We start from the raw sequence: 842 nt of genomic DNA, 5'->3' as shown, positions 1-842 counted from the left end.
GCGAGCAGCGCCAGCGCGAACAGCGTGGAGGCGATGCCGAGTCCGAGCAGCGGTGAGAGCAGCCTGAACGCCTCGCCGATTTCCGTGACGTCGGAGTGACCGGTCGCATGGAACGTGGATGCCGCGACGATCAGGATCGCCGCATTGATGAAGAGCGCGAGCATCAGTGCGATCGTGCTGTCGGCGGTCGCCCAGCGGATCGCGTCGCGGCGGCCTTCGTCGCTGTTCGCGTAGGCCCGTGTCTGGACCACCGACGAATGCAGATAGAGGTTGTGCGGCATGACCGTCGCGCCGATGATGCCGATCGCCACATAAAGCATCTCGCGGTTCGTCACGATTTCCGGCGACGGCACGAAGCCCCTGAGCACCGCGGCGATCGGCGGCGCGGCGGCGACGATCTGCACGGCAAAGCACGCCGCGATCACGATCAAGAGCGCGATCACGAAGGCTTCGAGAAAGCGAAAGCCCTTGTTCATCAGGAGCAGCAGCAGGAAGGCGTCGAGCGCGGTGATGAGCGCGCCGGCGATCAGCGGAATGCCGAACAGCAGTTGCAGCGCGATCGCGGTGCCGATCACCTCTGCCAGGTCGCAGGCAATGATTGCCGCCTCGCACGCGAGCCACAGCCCGATATTGACCGGTCTCGAATAGTGGGCGCGGCACGCCTGCGCGAGATCGCGTCCGGTCGCGATGCCAAGGCGCACCGAGAGCGCCTGCAAAAGGATCGCCATCAGGTTCGAGAGCAGGATCACCGCGAGCAGCGTGTAGCCGAAGCGCGAGCCGCCGGCGATATCGGTGGCCCAGTTGCCCGGGTCCATATAGCCGACCGAGATCATGTAGCCCGG

Annotated in this window: 1 protein-coding gene; it reads right to left on the bottom strand. The window is 65.6% G+C overall.

The features are described from left to right. Nucleotides 1–842, bottom strand: an 842-nt coding sequence (locus BG61_RS38650; protein WP_035943733.1) for an Nramp family divalent metal transporter, incomplete at both ends; no start/stop codon positions are given.

The sequence above is a fragment of the Caballeronia glathei genome, from assembly GCF_000698595.1.
GTDB classification, from domain to species: domain Bacteria; phylum Pseudomonadota; class Gammaproteobacteria; order Burkholderiales; family Burkholderiaceae; genus Caballeronia; species Caballeronia glathei.
Note: the sequence above shows the minus strand (reverse complement) of the source record. Positions and strands in the feature narration are given on the sequence as shown.